Genomic DNA, 922 nt, shown 5'->3' with positions numbered 1-922 from the left:
CGACGTACCTCGGCGACGCGGCGGCGTACGTCGACGAGGTCGTCGCGCGCACGAGGGAGACGACCCGGTGACGACGCTGGTGCTCGGGCCGTCGCTGGGGACCTCGGCCGCGGCCCTGTGGGACGACTGCGCGGCGCTGATCCGCGACGAGCTGGACGTCGTGACGTGGGACCTGCCGGGCCACGGGACGAACCGCGAGGTCCCGGGACCGGTGACGATGGCCGACCTGGCGGCGTACGTCCTCGACCGCGTCGACGGCCCGTTCTGGTACGCCGGCGACTCGGTCGGCGGCGCGGTCGGGCTGCAGCTGGCGCTGGACGCGCCGGACCGGGTGCGCGGCGTCGTCGCGCTGTGCACCGGCGCGCGGATCGGCACCGCGGAGTCCTGGGCCGAGCGGATCGCGCAGGTGCGCGCCTCCGGCACGCCGGGGCTGGTGAGCGCGTCGGCCCAGCGCTGGTTCGGCACCGGCTTCATCGAGCGCGAGCCGGCGCGGGCCTCCGCGCTGCTGCACGCGCTGAGCGACGCCGACGACGAGGGGTACGTCGCCGTGTGCGGCGCCCTCGCGGCGTTCGACGTGCGGCCGCGCCTCGGTGAGATCGCCGCACCCGTGCTCGCCGTCGCCGGCGAGGAGGACGCGGTCTGCCCGCCCGCGCTGCTGCGCGAGGTCGCAGACGGCGTACCCGACGGGCGGTACGTCGGGCTGCCCGGCGTCGCCCACCTCGCCCCGGCCGAGGCGCCGGAGGCGGTCGCCGACCTGATCCGCGAGTTCTGCCGGGAAGGAGCCAGATGAGCCATCACGACAAGGGGGACGAGGGCATGGAGGTCCGGCGCGAGGTGCTCGGCGACGAGCACGTCGACCGGGCGACGGCGAACGCCACGGCGTTCACCCGCGACTTCCAGGAGCTGATCACGGCGTACGCGT

General features: G+C 76.0%; 1 protein-coding gene. It reads left to right on the top strand.

The annotated features are described in order from the left end of the window. Nucleotides 1-790, top strand: a 790-nt coding sequence (locus tag Q0L15_RS21235) for an alpha/beta fold hydrolase (protein ID WP_296606738.1), incomplete at its 5' end; no start/stop codon positions are given. Nucleotides 791-922: the final 132 nt, after the last annotated feature.

The sequence above is a fragment of the Nocardioides sp. genome, assembly GCF_024509035.1.
In the GTDB taxonomy this organism is placed as follows: Bacteria; Actinomycetota; Actinomycetes; order Propionibacteriales; family Nocardioidaceae; genus Nocardioides.
Note: the sequence above shows the minus strand (reverse complement) of the source record. Positions and strands in the feature narration are given on the sequence as shown.